Below are 13,842 nucleotides of genomic sequence, written 5' to 3'. Positions count from 1 at the left end.
CCACGCTAGGCACGACGCAGATGCAGATCCAGCGAAGATTTCTTTCGTGGTATTAGCCTGGCTTATGTGAATATCGACCTGGAGCTCGCGGCCACCGTCGCCGCGGTGGCGGACGAGGGCACTCTCGACGCGGCGTCGCGGCGGCTGCGTATCACGCCGTCCGCGGTCAGTCAGCGCCTCAAGACGCTGGAGCAGCAGCTCGGTCGCGTGCTCGTCGTGCGCTCCAAGCCGGCGCGGTTGACCGAGGCGGGCGAGGCCGTCGTACGGCTCGCGCGGCAGGTCGCGCTGCTCGAGCACGACGCCATGGCCGGGCTCGGGCTCGACGGCGGAGGGGCGCGCATCAGCATCCCCCTCGCCGTCAACGCGGACTCGATGGCGACATGGTTCCTGCCACCCCTGGCCCGTCTCTCCGCCGCACACGACATCGACGTCGACCTCCACCGCGACGACCAGAACTTCACGGCGCGGCTGCTCGAGTCGGGCACCGTGATGGCCGCGGTCACCAGCGAGGCCGACCCCGTCGCCGGATGCACCGTGTCGTCCCTCGGCGTGCTGGAGTACCGGGCGATGGCAGAACCCGCGTACGCCGAGCGATGGTTCGCCGGTGGCGTGACGACCGACGCGCTCGCCGAGGCGCCGTTCGTCGACTTCGACCGGCGCGACACGCTGCAGCACGAGTGGCTCCGCGCGATGGGAGTGGCCCCGCACGGGGTGCCGCGGCACTACGTCCCCGCGTCGTACGACTACGCGCTGGCCGTGCACCTCGGACTCGGGTGGGGCATGGTTCCGGTGCTGCAGGAGTCCGGGTCTCTCGTGCCGTTGGGCGGGCCGACGCTGCGGGTCCGGCTGTACTGGCAGCAGTGGAACCTGCGCTCGCGGCTGCTCGACACCATCGCGCGCGAGATCGCGGACGAGGCTTCGCGGGTGCTCGGCTAATGACTGGGCGTGGCGCCTGACGCGAGCGCATGCAGCAGCCGCGTGAGGCTGTCGATGTCGGCGATGCTCCAGTCGGCGAGCGTCTTCATGAGCAGGCCCTCCTGGGGAAGGCGGGCCTCGGCGAGGCGCTCCTTGCCCAGAGGAGTGAGCCGAAGGATGAAGGACCGGCCGTCTGCCGGGTCGGTCGAACGCTCGATGAGCCCCAGGCCCTCCAACTCGCGGACCATCCGGCTGACCTGACCCTTGTCGGTCAGCATCCGCTCCGCCAGCGCCGACACCGTCACCTGCTCGCACCGCGCGATCGTCGTGAGCGTCTTGTAGGCGCCCGGCAGCATGCCGGGGCTGACGCGGTTGGCGTTCTCCATGATGAGCCGGCGGAAGTGCGTGAGAAGTTCACTGAACTCCGCCTCGAGGGCGCGGACCGATTCGGCCCGCGCGTCGGGGGTCTCAGAGGTCGCCATCGGATGCTGTTTCGCGAGTGCGGTGTGACACGACCTGTACTGTACCGGTCGGCGCCCCCGCGAGGGCTTCGGCGTCGGCGATCGCGACCTCGGCGGCGTCCTCCGCCGGTCGGTGCTCGGCGGGAGCCGACTGCGCGGCCTTCGCCCGCTCGCTCGTCGTCATGCGCGTGAGCGGAGCGTTCGGGATGAACAGGATCGCGACGAGGCTGAGCACAGCGAGCGGGACACCGATGAGGAAGGAGTGCGAGATCGCCTGTGCGTAGAAGTCCTCGACCAGTGAGCGCACGGGCTCGGGGAGCAGGCGCACCTCGGGGAGCGTGCCGCTGGAGAGCTGCGCCGCGACCTCCTGGGCCTTGTCGCCGGTCTTGGCGATCGCGGCCATCAGGTCGTCCTTGCCGGTCGTGAACAGGTCGGTGATCTTGTTCGCGAGCAGGGCGCCCATGACCGAGACGCCGATCGTGCCGCCCAGGCTGCGGAAGAAGGTCACGCCGGAGCTCGCGACGCCCATCTCGGCCGGCTTGGCGACGTTCTGCACGATGAGCACGAGGTTCTGCATCGTCATGCCGACGCCGGCGCCGGTGAGGAACATGTACACCGAGACGAGCGCGAAGTTCGTGTCGTAGTGCAGGGTCGACAGCAGCGCCGAGCCGGCGATGAGCAGCACGGAGCCGAGGATCAGGTAGGGCTTCCACTTCCCGAAGCGGGTGACGAGCTGTCCGACCACCATCGACGCGATGAGCAGGCCGGCCATCATCGGCAGCGTCATGAGGCCGGCATCCGTCGGCGACGCGCCGCGCGAGAGCTGCATGTACTGGGCGAGGTAGACCGAGGTGCCGAACATCGCGACGCCGATCGAGATCGAGGCGAGCACCGAGAGGGTGAACGTGCGACCGCGGAACAGCGTGAGCGGGATGAGCGGCTCGCGGACGCGGAGCTCGACGACGATGAACACGATTGTCGCGACCAGTGCGCCGCCGACCATGAGGACGGTCTCTGTGCTCCACCAGTCGAAGTTCGTGCCCGCGTTGGTCACCCAGATCAGCAGCAGCGAGACGGCGGCCGACAGCAGCACGATGCCGACGTAGTCGATCGACACCTTGCGCCTGCGCTCGGTCGAGACGTGCAGGGTCTTCTGCAGGATGATGAGCGCGGCGACCGCGAACGGGAGCGCGACGAAGAAGTTCCAGCGCCAATTGATCGTGTCGGTGATCCAGCCGCCGAGCAGCGGTCCGCCGACCGTGGCGACGGCCATGACGGCGCCGAACAGGCCCATGTACCGACCGCGCTCGCGGGGGCTGATGATGTCGGCCATGATGACCTGGCTGAGCGCTGCGAGACCGCCGGCGCCGAGTCCCTGCACCGCGCGGAACGCGATGAGCATCGTGGTGTCCTGCGCGAATCCCGCGGCGGCGGTCGCGAGCACGAAGAGGATCAGCGCGATCTGGATGAGAAGCTTGCGGTTGAACAGATCGGCGAGCTTGCCCCAGATCGGCGTGGAGATCGCCGTCGTGAGCAGGGTCGAGGTGATGACCCAGGTGTACGCGGCCTGGTCGCCGCCGAGGTCGTGCACGATGACGGGCATCGAGGTCGACACGACGGTGCCGGCGATCATCGAGACGAACATGCCGAGGAGCAGGCCTGTGAGGGCTTCGAGCACCTGGCGATGCGTCATCCGGGCAGGGGAGTCCGTGGTCATGGAGACGCCTTTCGGAAGTCGGAGGACGGATGCTGCGACAGCACTGGCGCGCACAAGATAGTTGAACTTCGTCAACTATACGCCGATGGTTGAGTTTCGTCAACTATCGGGGGCGGGGCCGTGGAATCGTCCGGGTTTCAGGCGCGAGGCCACACGCGTTTCGTTCCCGTGCTTGTGGGGGGTCGGTCCGGCACGTGATGATGTGGGGACGCGGATGGATTTCGACCCGGGTCAGTGTCGGCATCCATCTGGAATATCGGTATTCCTGAGGGGGAATGGCAATGGCGACACAGGCAAGACGGCGGAAGGTGCTCGCGGTGCTCGCGGGGGGGCTCGTGCTCGGAGTCGGGACCGCGGTGACGCTCGCGGCGTGGAACGATTCGGAGTTCGCGAACGGCATCTTCACTGCGGGGGAGTTCTCGTTCACGGGGTCGAGCAACGGCATCGACTTCACCGATCACGCGACCTCGGACTCGGCGGCGTCGCTGAGCTTCGAGCTCGCTCCGACCAACCTCAGTCCCGGCGACGAGGTGTTCGCGCCCTATGCGCTGCGGCTCGGGGGCACGTACGACGCGGCGCTCGCGTCGGTCGCCCCGGTGGGGAGCGGATCCTTCGCCACGCCAGGCAAGCTCACATATGCGGTCGTCTCCACGGGTGCGACGTTCGGATGCGACGCCGCGGCGTTCGCCGCCGGGACGGCTGTTCCCACCACCATGACACCGGGGACCGATGTCAATCTCTGCATCCGGGTCACGGCGGCGAGCGGGCCGACCGGCATCCAGCAGGGCGATACGGGGACCGTGACGTGGCAGTGGAACGCGACCTCGGTGCAGCCGTAGTCTCCTCTCGCCGGACCCTGCGTCCGCCGAGGCGGCGTGCCCGCTCCCTCCGACGCGCGCGTGCGCTCCGGCGCCTGCGCGCGCTCCTCGCAGGGGGACTCGTGCTGGGGGTCGGTGCGGCCGCCACCATCGCGGCGTGGACCGATCAGGAGCTGGCGACCTCGACGGTCACGGCTGGGTCGTTCTCGATCGTGTCCCGTGTCGGCGGCACGGCGGCGTTCACCGCTTCGGGGCCGTCGGCGAACACCCTCGTGGTCCCGCTCGACGCCGGTGCGATGTACCCGGGGCAGGTGCGTGCCGCTGCGATTCAGGTGAAGGCCGGAGGGACCCTCGGCGGCACCGTGAACCTCACGGCGGTCTCGGTGAAGAACGCCGCAGACGCGACGGTCACTGCTGCCGCCGACGTCGCCCTGCAGGGAGCGCTGACGCTGGGGGTGAAGGTCACCACCTCGACCGTCGCCGGCGCTCAGGCCGCGGCCTCAGCCTGCACGACCGGCACCGCGCCCGATGTGAGCGTGAACGGCATCCAGAACCTGCCAGCACTCACGCCTGCGACGCTCACCGTCGACGCGCAGACGGGCGTCGCGACCAACGTCGTGACGTACTGCATGGTGCTCACCCTCCCCGGCGACACGACGGGGACGGCGCAGGGCGGGTCCCTCAAGCCGACCTGGACGTTCACGGGATCGACGAGCTGAGGACGCATGAACACCGTCGCACGCAGCATCCGGATCGCCGGGCGCGGCGCGAGAGAGCTTCTGCTCACCCTCGCCGCGCTCGCCGGAGCCGTCTGCATCGCGCTCGTCGTGATGGCGTACGCGGGCGGATACTCGCTGATCATGTTCAAGACCGGGTCCATGTCGCCCACCATTCCGGCCGGATCCGTCGCTCTCGTGCAGCGCATCCCCGCATCGGAGGTGGCGGTCGGCGACGTCGTCACCGTGGCCAGGCCGGATGCGCTTCCCATCACGCACAGGGTGACGTCGGTCGCGGCGGGCCCCGTCGACGGTGCCAGGGTCATCACCATGAAAGGCGACGCGAACGACGTGGCCGATCCTGCCCCGTACACCGTGAGCGAGGTCCGCATCGTCCGGGCGTCGGCTCCCGGGCTCGCGCACGTGATCGTGTGGTTCGGGGAACCGTGGGTGCTCGGCGCTCTCACGGTGGGCGCGTCGCTGCTCGTGGTGTGGGCGTTCTGGCCGCGCGAGGAGGAGCGGCGGCGCGCGGATGCCGCGGGTGGGGCGGAGGGAGCGCATCCCGCGCTCGTCACGGCGGGACCGCTGCGAAGGGACCGGCGCCGATGAGGGCGAGGGTCCTCGCGGGGCTCATCGCGGCGCTGGCGCTGGCCGGCATCGCTGCCCCGGCATGGGCTGCGCCGACCACGCAGGTGGTGCACGGACGCGTGATCCGGCTCGTCTCCGTGGCCGACTGGGATGCGGCATCGTCGCTGTCGTCGGGCCGCGCCGTCCGGTGGGACGTCACGGTGAGCGCCGACGCCCCGGACCCCGGCCGCATCGTGCTCGGCGTCAGCGCCACGGGAGACGCGCGGCTCGAGGTGGACGTCGCACTGTGCGCACAGGAGTGGGAAGACGACGGGTGCCCGCGCGGCGAGAAGGCGCTGCGGACAGCGTGGGAGGTGCCGCGCGACGGTCTGCAGACCGAGCTCACGAGCATGGCTGACACGGATGTCGCGTACGTGCGCATGAGCGTGGCTCTCGCCGCAGGGGAGCACAGCGGTTCCACCAGCATCCGGTTCCATGCGCGGGGGGAGGGGGACAGCGCTTCCGTCGGGCCGAGGGGAGGGCTCGCGACGACCGGTATGTCGCCTGTGGTGCCGTGGATCCTTGCCGGCGGGGCGATCCTCGTCGTGGCCGGCGCGGCGCTTGCGGTCGGCCGCGCGCGAGGGCGCCGGGAGCGCAGCGGCGACCGAGGCGGTGAGGGGCCGTGACGGCATCGTGGCTGCGCTCCGGCAGAGCGGGAAGGGGCCGCGGGGCGCGGGGAGCACGGCGGAGACCGGCCGCTGTCCTCGGTGCCGCTGTGATCCTCGCCGTCGCCACCGTACCGCCACCGCAGCAGACTGAGGCGGCCTGGGTCGACCAGGAGCTGGCGACGGCGGCCGTCACAGCGCTGAACGTGCCGGAACCGGTGACGTGGAACACCCCGGGATGCGTGGCCAGCGGCGGGGCGCTCGGGCTCAACCCCACGGTGACCATCTACTGGCGCGTCCCGGCGGGAGTCTCGGGGTACTCGGCCTCCAGTGCGGAGTATGCCCAGATCACCGGAGGGCTGCTTCCGTCGCTCCTCGATCCGCTGCTCGGAGGCACCTCGACGACCGGCAGCGAGAGCGCCTACACGACCGTTATCAGCGGTGCGCTGCTCAGCGGGCTCCTCGGGGGCTCGAAGAGCTTCGGCATCCGGTTCGTGTACCCCGGTCCCGTGACGCCCGCACCGTCTCCCGACAACCGGTGGCGCTCGGACTGGCTGGTCGCGACCGCCTCGATCGGCCTCGCCGGCTCCAACCCGCAGTGCACGCTCTCCACGCTGCGGAGCTATTGATCGGATATCAGAAGCGTTCGATGCGCGCGGCGGTGTTCCGGTCGACGGTCAGTCGGCGAGGGCCAGCGCGCGGAAGGCGTCGCGCTCGCGGAGCTGCTCGCGGCGGCTGGCCACGGCATCCGTCACCCGACCGGGCACGGGCTTGCCGGTCGTGCGGCGGTACAGCTCGTCGATGAGGTCGGTGGCCAGAGACACCAGCTTGGCGATCTCGCGCTCGTCGCGGTCGATCCACACGCACCGGGGCTCGTCGTGCACGGGAGCGAAGTCGACGTGCTCCTCCCAGACGAACAGGGTGCGTTCGGCGCCGAGCACGTGCTGCTGCCACCACACCTGCCGCAGGTACGGGCGGGGGATGCCGCGGAACGGCTTGTTCGTCGTCTTGATCTCGGCGAGGCTGATGCGTCCGCCGGCGTCGACCGCGATGCCGTCGGGGGTGGCGAGATGACGGTGCTCGACCTCGGCCCGGAACAGCGCGGACGACGGCATGATCCCGTGAGTTGCGGCGACCCAGGCGGCGATCTCCGGTTCGCGCCGGCGCCCGTGCTCGGTGTACGCGTTCCCGCCGAACCGCGGTCCGCCGCCGAGCTTGGCGTCTGCCGCGCGAGCGATCGACGCAGCGCTGGTGAGTCCGGCGACGTCGGTGGCGGTGATCCCGCGCGAGCGCGCCCGCATCCACGCGACCCTATCGCGGGAGTCCGCGACGATTCGCGCTTGCAGTTCCGGGGTCACCTCACGAGGCTACCCCTGACCTCGGGCATCCGCCTCCGCACACGCCGCCGGTGCGCTCAGGATCGGCGGAACCAATCGCGGATACGCACCCAGAGCGGATCCTGCTCGGCCACGCCGGAGACCAGATGCATGACGCCGCCCATCTGCCCGGCCGCAGTGAGCAGGCAGGCCGCGCCCCAGAGCACGATCGCGGTGCAGAGCGAAGGCGCTTGGGCGAATCCCGGGAACGCGATGATGCCGAGCCCGATGAGGCCGGTGACGCCCAGGAGCGAGGAGGTGATGATGCGGGTGAGGACGGGAGGCTCGAAGTTCACCGTGCGCGCGTTCACCCAGCCGGCGGCGATGCGTAGCAGCGCGCCGGTGCGGTAAGGGTCTCGGAGGCGGCGCGAGAGCACGACGAGGATCTGGCGGCCGCTTCTGTGCAACTGGATCAGGATCCACAGGCCGGTGATCAGCGAGGCCGCCCCGATCACGGCCATGACGATGTCGAACGGTGTCAGCTGATGGCCCGTGAACGGTACGCCGGCTGCCGCGATCAGTCCGAACGGGACGAGTACGAGGATGGCGAGGGCCCCCATCCCGACGCGCGACACGCGGTCGTAGTCGCGGCGCAGTTGGCGGATCGGGTCTCCGGGAGGGTGTGGATCTCCCTCGGCCGCCTCCGCGAGGAAGGGGGCACCACCGCGAGAAGCAGGCCCACGATCACGGCGAAACCGAGCACCACCGGCGGCTGTCCGGACGAGATGGCGTCGACGATCATTCCGGGGCCGGATGCGCCGATGAGGGCGCCGAAGAAGCCCAGCATTCCCATTCCGAGACGCGACCAGCGCAGGTAGTCCGGTCCCAGAGCATCGGCCGCGCGCTGCGCCGCATCCACCGACTGCATGTCGCCCTCTTGCCCAGGGCTGAGGTACGGGCGCGACCCTGGGAGCAGCGGACGGAAAATCATCGGTCCCGGAAGGCATCGCGCGTGCGCGCCCAGATCGGGTCGGCCTCGGATGCTCCGGCGCCGATCCGTGCGACGCCGCCGAGTTGGCCGCAGAAGCAGGCGGCACTGATCGCCGACAGAGTTGCCAGAGCGATCGTCACCGACGGCTCCTGCTCCATGACGACCAGGCCGCGGACGAACCCTGCGACACCGAGAATGAGCAGCAGGAGCGCGCATCCCATCGTCAACGAGCGTGCGAGCAGCGCCGGCTCGAGGTAGATGGTGCGCGCCAGGACATATCCGCGGACGGGGCGCGGACGCGCGCCGGTGCGATAAGGAAGTCGCATCCACCAGGCAGCAGCACCGGCGAGCCGTCGACCCGAGCGATGCAACCGCCAGAGCACGAAGATCCCGGCTGCCGCGACCAACGGCGCGATGATCGCCGTCGCGATCGTCGCGGTGTCGCGCAGCCACGGACCGAAGAGGAAGGCCCACGCCGCGGAGCCGACGAAGAGCGCGGCCGCGGTGACGGTGAAGGCGAGGATGCCGCCGCCCAGTCGGCTCCAGCGCTCGTAGTCGCGGCGCAGTGCAGTCACTGCTCGGTCGGCATCGGAGACGAGGGCATCCGCCGAGCCTGCGCTGTCCAGCCAGACTCGGGATGCCGGCTTGATCAGTCGGAATGCCATCAGGCGGCCGACGCCGGGAACATCGGGATCTCGTCGGGAGACTCGCCGTCCGCGAGGTACTGCGTCGTGATCAGTGCGAAAGCCACGGACATCGACAGCGCCAGTGATTGTTCCGGGTCGGAGCCGATCCCGGTCACGAGAACGGTGCCCTGGCCGTCAGGCAGCGGAATCTCACCGATGCGAGCAGCCAGGAACGTCCCTCGACGTCCAGCGTGCCGCGCGTGACGGTGCCGACGCGAGAATCCGGAGAGGTGAAGGCCTCTGCGGTGCTCTCGCTGCCGAATCAGGTGACGGGGAACAGTCGGTGGAACGAGGAGGAGGCGCCATCGCCTGTCTCCGGAACGACCTGCGTCCCCAGGAAGGCGATGCTCGGATGCTCACCCAGAACGATCGAGAGAAGGCGAGGGAGGAATCGGCGAATGCAGTCACTCCCGCCCGGAAACCGTCGGTGATGGAGGCCCGCCCCTCATCAGACATCCACCCTTCACTGCTGGACAGGTACCATTCCAGCCATTCATCGGGGGAGCGCTCGCCATGGGCGGTGAACTCGATCCATCCCTGCGGCAGACGTTGCCATACGCGGTGCGTCCCTGTGGTCATGAGTTCAACTCTTCGTCTGTGCGCGGACCGTTGCCATCAACAGTATTCCCGACGCGCTCTGCAAGGTTCTGCCAAGGCCCGGCGAGGCTGTCGACGAAGCTGGTGCCGTTCTCATATCCGTCCTTGATCGTGTTCGTCATCCAATACGAGTTCGACACCATGTTGCGGAAATTGAGCTGTAGGGCCACTGCCAGCGACCCTGCCGTCGTGCCGCCTCCGGCCAGCGCCGGCGTCATCCGCTGAATCGAGGGGATCACGACGGAGCCACCAGGACCCAGAACCGACTTGGCGAGGCCGCCGAGGGCCCCGCCGAGCGCCATCCCCAACGCACCCATTGCGAAATCCTCGAACGAGCCGCGTCCGGTGGCTCACTGCAGTGCGTCGATACCGACCAGCACGCCGGCAATGATCGTGGTGTGTATTCGACCTCTCGACGATATGTGCTGAACCTGTTCCCCGGCGATGGGCAGAACTCCCCACCCCGGCGGGCCGGCTCGATTTGGGTGGCGGCCCGGGATGCCTTAGAGTGGGAGCAACCGAAGACCGCTGGTCATCGTCGTGTGCTCCGGCGCAGGATGATCGAAGCTCTGCAGTGCAGGGGCCCGCGCAGGTGACACGAACTTCTCCGAGCTCCGTGCGCTTGCGCCGGAGCTTTCTTCATGTCAGGGGCAGGGGTCGAGGCCGGTGCTCCACCGTCGTGGGGCATCCCGTACACACCAAGGAGTGACCATGGCGCAGAAGGATGCATCGGTCGCCGAGCTCACGAAGTCATTCGAGAACTCGTCCGCCGTTCTGCTGACCGAGTACCGCGGTCTGACGGTTGCCCAGCTCAAGGAGCTGCGCAACAGCATCCGTCAGGACGCTGAGTACGCCGTGGTGAAGAACACGCTGACCAAGATCGCCGCCAACAAGGCAGGCATCACCGCGCTGGACGACGAGCTCAAGGGTCCGTCGGCCGTCGCGTTCGTGCACGGTGACTTCGTCGCCACCGCCAAGGCTCTGCGTGACTTCGCCAAGGCCAACCCGCTTCTCGTGATCAAGGCCGGCATCTTCGAGGGCAATGCGCTCTCGGCCGACGAGGTCAACAAGTACGCCTCCCTCGAGAGCCGCGAGGTTCTGCTGGCGAAGGCGGCGGGCATGATGAAGGCGACGATGGGCAAGGCTGCCGCGACCATCGACGCGCTTCGCGAAAAGCTGGAGACCGCAGAGGCCGCGTGAGCGACCGGCGTTCTCGATCCACAAACCCCATCTATTAGGAGAAACATCATGGCGAAGCTCACCACCGAGGAGCTGCTCGAGCAGTTCGCTGGCCTGACCCTCATCGAGCTCAACGACTTCGTGAAGGCGTTCGAGGAGAAGTTCGAGGTCACCGCTGCTGCCCCCGTCGCCGTCGCAGGTGCCGCCGGCGGCGCCGGCGAGGCCGCTGCCGAGGAGGAGAAGGACTCGTTCGACGTCATCCTCGAGGCTGCCGGCGACAAGAAGATCCAGGTCATCAAGGCTGTCCGCGAGCTCACCTCGCTCGGCCTCGGCGAGGCGAAGGCCGTCGTCGACGGTGCTCCCAAGGCCGTGCTCGAGGGCGCGAACAAGGAGACCGCCGAGAAGGCCAAGGCCGCTCTCGAAGAGGCAGGCGCCACGGTTACCCTCAAGTAATCACCGCGTCTCACGCTGCGAAGGCCTCGGGTGCATCCCGGGGCCTTCGTGCGTTCCCGGGTGCCCTCGCAGGCGCGCGACCGCACGCGCGCCCCACCCCGGCAGGACGTCACACCGCGCGCGGGGGCGCTGTCGAGTTGCGCACGACGAGGGCGGATGCCGCCACCACGCGCTCGATCGGCGCATCCGGATGCTCGATCCGCTGCCGCAGGAGCCGCACGGCCTCGTGACCCTGCTCATGCGGCGACTGGCGGATGGTCGTCAGGGAGAACATCGACGCGTGCTGATGGTCGTCGATTCCGACGATGCTGAGCTCTGTCGGCACGGCGATGCCCAGTCTGCGTGCGGCGATCGTCGCCCCGATCGCCGCTTCGTCGCACACGCCGACGATCGCGGTCGGGCGGTTGCGCCGGTCGCCGAGGAGCTCGACCGCGGCATCGTAGCCGCCCGGCATCGTCGGCGAGGCGTCGGCGATGCGCGGAGTCCCCGGCGGGTGCGCGGCTCGGAGCGCCTCCAGGTACCCGTCGACCCGCCGCGCGTCTCCGAATCTCAGCTCGCCGGTGTCCCCCGACCCGCCGATGAAGGCGATATCGGTGTGCCCCAGCTCGATGAGGTGCTCTGTCGCGATGCGCGCCGCCGCGGCGTCGTCGATCGACACGGCGCTCGAGCCCTCGCTGTAGGGCCCGATGCTGACCAGCGGGCGCTCCGAGCGGTGCAGCCGCTCGAGTTCGCGTGCGCTCGGCTGGATGCCGACCGCGATGATGCCGTCGAACCGCCGCTGGGGGAGCACCGCTTCGAAGAGGCGTTCGCGCGTCGCGGTGCCCTCGCGGATGCCGTACAGCGCCAGCTCGTAGTCGAGGGCGAACAGGGCCTCCTGGATCCCCGCGAGCAGCTCCGAGAAGAACCACCGGTCGACCGGGGGCATGATGACACCGACGGTGCGCGTGCGTCCGGTCGCGAGGCTCGTGGCGGACGGGTGCGCGACGTAGGCGAGCTCTGCCGCGGCATCCGCGACCTTGCGCCGGGTCTCGTCCGAGACGTAGCCCCGCCCGCTCAGGGCTCGGCTGGCCGTCGCCTTGGACACGCCGGCGCGTGCTGCGACGTCGGCGATCGTGCTCATGAGTCCTCCTCGACCGCGTGCCGTGCGCCCCGCCGCTGCCGCATGCCGCATGATGCATGCCGCGTGGCGCGTCGCTCAGCGTAGTCGTTCGGATGCGGGAAAGGAACCGGTTCCACACTGTCGTCGAGGGAGCGCTCCCATGAGAAGTCGGATTTCGTGGGCAAAGGTTGTGAGCTTGTGACCGTTCCCCATTGTGCGGGGCGGATCAGCGCAGGTAGGTTGGCCTGGAATCGGTTCCCGATCACGTCGCTGAGGGGCGTTGTTCGAGATCGGGAGCGTTACTCGAAGAGGAGAAACCACATGGGTCTGTCACAGCGTTCCCGGCGACTCGTCCCGCTCGCCCTGCTGGGGGTCGCGGGCGTTGCCCTCGCAGGTTGCGGGGCTCCAGGCGCACCGAGCGGAGGTGGTGGCGGCGGCTCCAGCGATGACAACACCGTGACCATCTACGGCACGATCGTCGACGACGAGGCGAAGCTCCTGCAGGAGTCCTGGGCCGACTGGGCCGAGGAGAACGACATCACCATCAAGTACGAGGGCAGCCAGGACTTCGAGACGCAGCTCGGCACCCGCGCACAGGGCGGCAACCCGCCCGACATCGCGATCTTCCCGCAGCCCGGCCTGCTCGCCGACTTCGCGTCGCGCGACTTCCTCAAGCCCGCTCCGGAAGCGGTGGAGAAGAACGCGAACGAGTACTGGACCGAGGACTGGGTGAAGTACGGCACCGTCGACGGCACGTTCTACGGCGCTCCGCTGATGGCGAGCGTCAAGGGCTGGATCTGGTACTCGCCGGCGAAGTTCGCCGAGTGGGGCGTCGAGGTCCCGCAGACGCTCGACGAGCTCACGGCGCTCACCGCCACCATCCAGTCCAAGACCGGCACCGCGCCGTGGTGCGCCGGCTTCGAGTCGGGCACCGCCACCGGATGGCCCGGCACCGACTGGATCGAGGACTACGTGCTGCGTCAGTCGGGCACCGACGTCTACGACAACTGGGTCGCCGGCGACGTGAAGTTCACCGACCCCGAGATCAAGCAGGCGTTCGACTCCGTGGGGGAGCTGCTGCTGAACCCGAGCTACGTCAACGCCGGCTTCGGTGACGTGCGGTCGATCAACTCCACCGCCTTCGGCGACGTCGCGCCCAAGGTCGCCTCCGGCGAGTGCGCACTGACGCACCAGGCCTCGTTCCTCTCCGGCTTCTTCCCCGAGGGTACGAAGATCGCCGAGGACGGCGACGTGTGGGCGTTCATGCTCCCCGGTGAGACCGCCGGCGAGACCACCGTCACCGGCGGTGGCGAGATCGTCGGCGCGTTCAGCGACGACGAGGCGACGCAGAAGGTGCTCGAGTACCTGTCCAGCCCCGAGTGGGCCAACAGCCGCGTCAGCCTCGGCGGCGTGACGAGCGCCAACAACGGCCTCGACCCCGAGAACGCGAAGGACCCGATCCTTCAGGAGACCATCAAGATCCTGCAGGACCCGGACACCACGTTCCGGTTCGACGGCAGCGACCTGATGCCCGGCGCGGTCGGTGCCGGCACCTTCTGGAAGGGCATGGTCGCCTGGGTGAACGGCACCTCGACCGACGAGGTGCTCTCGCAGATCGAGACCGGCTGGCCCTCGAGCTGATCGATCCGGGAGGGCCGCCCG

Annotated in this window: 18 protein-coding genes; 9 read left to right on the top strand and 9 right to left on the bottom strand. The window is 69.2% G+C overall.

Annotation, left to right across the window (positions count from 1 at the left end):
* The first annotated feature begins 66 nt into the window (after nt 1–66).
* Nucleotides 67–936 (top strand): LysR family transcriptional regulator ArgP, encoded by an 870-nt coding sequence (locus AB663_RS00450; RefSeq protein WP_067194369.1) that lies wholly within the window; start codon nt 67–69, stop codon nt 934–936.
* On the opposite strand, the gene AB663_RS00445 is transcribed toward AB663_RS00450, so the two are convergent.
* On the bottom strand, nt 933–1,397 hold the full coding sequence (locus tag AB663_RS00445; RefSeq protein ID WP_067194366.1) for a MarR family winged helix-turn-helix transcriptional regulator: 465 nt from the start codon (nt 1,395–1,397) through the stop codon (nt 933–935). The genes AB663_RS00450 and AB663_RS00445 overlap by 4 nt on opposite strands.
* Nucleotides 1,384–3,093 carry an MDR family MFS transporter gene (locus tag AB663_RS00440; protein WP_232304590.1) on the bottom strand — a complete coding sequence of 570 codons (1,710 nt, stop codon included), beginning with the start codon at nt 3,091–3,093 and terminating at the stop codon, nt 1,384–1,386. Before AB663_RS00440 ends, AB663_RS00445 begins: the two co-directional genes overlap by 14 nt.
* A gap of 281 nt (nt 3,094–3,374) precedes the next feature.
* Between AB663_RS00440 and AB663_RS00435 the strand changes: the two genes are divergently transcribed.
* The 5 genes from AB663_RS00435 (at nt 3,375) to AB663_RS00415 (ending at nt 6,488) form a co-directional block, all read left to right on the top strand.
* Complete coding sequence (locus AB663_RS00435) at nt 3,375–3,932, top strand: SipW-dependent-type signal peptide-containing protein (RefSeq protein WP_198147894.1); 558 nt, start codon at nt 3,375–3,377, stop codon at nt 3,930–3,932.
* Nucleotides 3,899–4,630: a SipW-dependent-type signal peptide-containing protein gene (locus tag AB663_RS17020; protein ID WP_157540773.1), complete on the top strand. Its 732-nt coding sequence runs from the start codon at nt 3,899–3,901 to the stop codon at nt 4,628–4,630. The genes AB663_RS00435 and AB663_RS17020 overlap by 34 nt, the downstream gene beginning before the upstream one ends.
* Nucleotides 4,631–4,636: 6 nt before the next feature.
* The gene (locus AB663_RS00425) at nt 4,637–5,236 is read left to right on the top strand and encodes a signal peptidase I (protein ID WP_083511031.1); all 600 of its coding nucleotides are present in this window, start codon (nt 4,637–4,639) and stop codon (nt 5,234–5,236) included.
* The gene (locus AB663_RS00420) at nt 5,233–5,880 is read left to right on the top strand and encodes a hypothetical protein (protein ID WP_067194354.1); all 648 of its coding nucleotides are present in this window, start codon (nt 5,233–5,235) and stop codon (nt 5,878–5,880) included. Before AB663_RS00425 ends, AB663_RS00420 begins: the two co-directional genes overlap by 4 nt.
* A gap of 89 nt (nt 5,881–5,969) precedes the next feature.
* A complete protein-coding gene (locus AB663_RS00415) occupies nt 5,970–6,488 on the top strand; it encodes a hypothetical protein (RefSeq protein WP_067194351.1) in 519 nt (172 codons plus the stop codon).
* Nucleotides 6,489–6,536: 48 nt separating this feature from the next.
* Here the strand turns inward: AB663_RS00415 and AB663_RS00410 are convergent, their stop codons facing one another.
* From AB663_RS00410 to AB663_RS00390, 6 genes are all read right to left on the bottom strand, one after another.
* Nucleotides 6,537–7,217, bottom strand: a complete 681-nt coding sequence (locus tag AB663_RS00410) for a YqaJ viral recombinase family protein (RefSeq protein ID WP_067194348.1) — start codon at nt 7,215–7,217, stop codon at nt 6,537–6,539.
* Nucleotides 7,218–7,273: 56 nt separating this feature from the next.
* Entirely contained in the window at nt 7,274–7,795 is a 522-nt protein-coding gene (locus tag AB663_RS00405; RefSeq protein WP_067194345.1) for a hypothetical protein, read from the bottom strand.
* Nucleotides 7,753–8,103, bottom strand: a complete 351-nt coding sequence (locus AB663_RS00400) for a hypothetical protein (RefSeq protein ID WP_067194342.1) — start codon at nt 8,101–8,103, stop codon at nt 7,753–7,755. Before AB663_RS00400 ends, AB663_RS00405 begins: the two co-directional genes overlap by 43 nt.
* Before the next feature lie 59 nt (nt 8,104–8,162).
* On the bottom strand, nt 8,163–8,831 hold the full coding sequence (locus AB663_RS00395; protein ID WP_067194338.1) for a hypothetical protein: 669 nt from the start codon (nt 8,829–8,831) through the stop codon (nt 8,163–8,165).
* On the bottom strand, nt 8,831–8,968 hold the full coding sequence (locus AB663_RS17015) for a hypothetical protein (RefSeq protein WP_157540771.1): 138 nt from the start codon (nt 8,966–8,968) through the stop codon (nt 8,831–8,833). The genes AB663_RS00395 and AB663_RS17015 overlap by 1 nt, the downstream gene beginning before the upstream one ends.
* 459 nt (nt 8,969–9,427) lie before the next feature.
* Nucleotides 9,428–9,766, bottom strand: a complete 339-nt coding sequence (locus AB663_RS00390) for a hypothetical protein (protein ID WP_067194335.1) — start codon at nt 9,764–9,766, stop codon at nt 9,428–9,430.
* 394 nt (nt 9,767–10,160) lie between these two features.
* On the opposite strand from AB663_RS00390, the gene rplJ reads away from it, so the two are divergent.
* Nucleotides 10,161–10,649, top strand: coding sequence for a 50S ribosomal protein L10 (gene rplJ, locus AB663_RS00385; protein ID WP_067194332.1), 489 nt, complete (start codon nt 10,161–10,163; stop codon nt 10,647–10,649).
* 48 nt (nt 10,650–10,697) lie between these two features.
* Nucleotides 10,698–11,081: a 50S ribosomal protein L7/L12 gene (gene rplL / locus AB663_RS00380; RefSeq protein WP_067194328.1), complete on the top strand. Its 384-nt coding sequence runs from the start codon at nt 10,698–10,700 to the stop codon at nt 11,079–11,081.
* 109 nt (nt 11,082–11,190) lie between these two features.
* On the opposite strand, the gene AB663_RS00375 is transcribed toward rplL, so the two are convergent.
* The gene (locus tag AB663_RS00375) at nt 11,191–12,201 is read right to left on the bottom strand and encodes a LacI family DNA-binding transcriptional regulator (protein ID WP_067194325.1); all 1,011 of its coding nucleotides are present in this window, start codon (nt 12,199–12,201) and stop codon (nt 11,191–11,193) included.
* A 300-nt stretch (nt 12,202–12,501) separates the two neighbouring features.
* Between AB663_RS00375 and AB663_RS00370 the strand changes: the two genes are divergently transcribed.
* The gene (locus AB663_RS00370) at nt 12,502–13,821 is read left to right on the top strand and encodes an ABC transporter substrate-binding protein (protein WP_067194322.1); all 1,320 of its coding nucleotides are present in this window, start codon (nt 12,502–12,504) and stop codon (nt 13,819–13,821) included.
* Nucleotides 13,822–13,842: the final 21 nt, after the last annotated feature.

Origin of the sequence: Microbacterium sp. XT11, from assembly GCF_001513675.1 — a bacterium.
Lineage (GTDB): Bacteria > Actinomycetota > Actinomycetes > Actinomycetales > Microbacteriaceae > Microbacterium.
This window is presented reverse-complemented; position numbering and strand designations above follow the sequence as displayed.

What these genes read in the sequence shown, in the direction of transcription:
- AB663_RS00400 (WP_067194342.1), bottom strand. Translation starts at nt 8,103, where the DNA reads ATGCAGTCGGTGGATGCGGCGCAGCGCGCGGCCGATGCTCTGGGACCG.
- AB663_RS00420 (WP_067194354.1), top strand. Translation starts at nt 5,233, where the DNA reads ATGAGGGCGAGGGTCCTCGCGGGGCTCATCGCGGCGCTGGCGCTGGCC.
- AB663_RS00370 (WP_067194322.1), top strand. Translation starts at nt 12,502, where the DNA reads ATGGGTCTGTCACAGCGTTCCCGGCGACTCGTCCCGCTCGCCCTGCTG.
- rplJ (WP_067194332.1), top strand. Translation starts at nt 10,161, where the DNA reads ATGGCGCAGAAGGATGCATCGGTCGCCGAGCTCACGAAGTCATTCGAG.
- AB663_RS00440 (WP_232304590.1), bottom strand. Translation starts at nt 3,093, where the DNA reads ATGACCACGGACTCCCCTGCCCGGATGACGCATCGCCAGGTGCTCGAA.
- AB663_RS00390 (WP_067194335.1), bottom strand. Translation starts at nt 9,766, where the DNA reads ATGGGTGCGTTGGGGATGGCGCTCGGCGGGGCCCTCGGCGGCCTCGCC.
- AB663_RS00405 (WP_067194345.1), bottom strand. Translation starts at nt 7,795, where the DNA reads ATGGGGGCCCTCGCCATCCTCGTACTCGTCCCGTTCGGACTGATCGCG.
- AB663_RS00375 (WP_067194325.1), bottom strand. Translation starts at nt 12,201, where the DNA reads ATGAGCACGATCGCCGACGTCGCAGCACGCGCCGGCGTGTCCAAGGCG.
- AB663_RS00445 (WP_067194366.1), bottom strand. Translation starts at nt 1,397, where the DNA reads ATGGCGACCTCTGAGACCCCCGACGCGCGGGCCGAATCGGTCCGCGCC.
- AB663_RS00395 (WP_067194338.1), bottom strand. Translation starts at nt 8,831, where the DNA reads ATGGCATTCCGACTGATCAAGCCGGCATCCCGAGTCTGGCTGGACAGC.
- AB663_RS00435 (WP_198147894.1), top strand. Translation starts at nt 3,375, where the DNA reads ATGGCGACACAGGCAAGACGGCGGAAGGTGCTCGCGGTGCTCGCGGGG.
- AB663_RS00425 (WP_083511031.1), top strand. Translation starts at nt 4,637, where the DNA reads ATGAACACCGTCGCACGCAGCATCCGGATCGCCGGGCGCGGCGCGAGA.
- rplL (WP_067194328.1), top strand. Translation starts at nt 10,698, where the DNA reads ATGGCGAAGCTCACCACCGAGGAGCTGCTCGAGCAGTTCGCTGGCCTG.